Origin of the sequence: Gilvimarinus gilvus (assembly GCF_030518155.1) — a bacterium.
In the GTDB taxonomy this organism is placed as follows: Bacteria; Pseudomonadota; Gammaproteobacteria; order Pseudomonadales; family Cellvibrionaceae; genus Gilvimarinus; species Gilvimarinus gilvus.
Map to the genome: position 1 here is coordinate 1 of NZ_JAULRU010000630.1, position 752 is coordinate 752.

Consider the following 752-nt stretch of genomic DNA (forward strand, 5'->3'; position numbering starts at 1 on the left):
CCGGTTAACTATCAGCTTCTGGCTCACCATATACGTTTTCATATTAAATCCCATGATGAGAAGTCGGAGCTTCAGGCACAAAAGACTCAGTTATCGATCGCCCAGCGTGTGGCTATGCTGATGACATGGCAGTGGGATACAGAATCTGGCATCTTCCGGTTGTCTGAAGAGTTACAGGAATTTTTTCACCGAGAAAGTGAGGAGACAGACCTGTCATTCGAAGAATATCTACAACTGATTCATCCCGAAGACAGATTGTTAGTTAAATCAGCCTTGTATGCCGCTCGATATAAACACAAACGTGAATCTCTTGAATACCGTATCCAAGTGAATAAAGGCCACTATCGGGTTGTGCACCAGGAATTAAACCGCTTAAACAAGCAGCACCTCGTACTCGGTACCTTACAGGATATTACCCTGCGCAGAGCGGATGAGCAGAAGATTAGAGAGCTGGCCTATAAGGATAAGCTAACGGGATTGGCCAGCCGGGCGTATTTTATGAATTATTTGGAGAATGCTATTCATAGCGCCACACGCGACGGCAGTTCTTTGGCCGTTTTTTATATGGATTTGGATGGCTTTAAAGATGTGAACGACAGTTTGGGACATGATGTAGGTGATCAGTTGCTAATAACGGTTTCTGAGCGACTAAGAAAGCCGTTAAGGGCTTCTGACTTTGTGGCTCGTTTAGGGGGTGACGAGTTTTGTATGCTTATCACTGATGACCCCGCAGAAAAACACTCCGTGCCAAC

General features: G+C 45.3%; 1 protein-coding gene. It reads left to right on the forward strand.

Annotation, left to right across the window (positions count from 1 at the left end):
* The coding region (locus QWI17_RS16545; RefSeq protein ID WP_302723634.1) for a sensor domain-containing diguanylate cyclase at positions 1-752 on the forward strand (752 nt) is incomplete at both ends.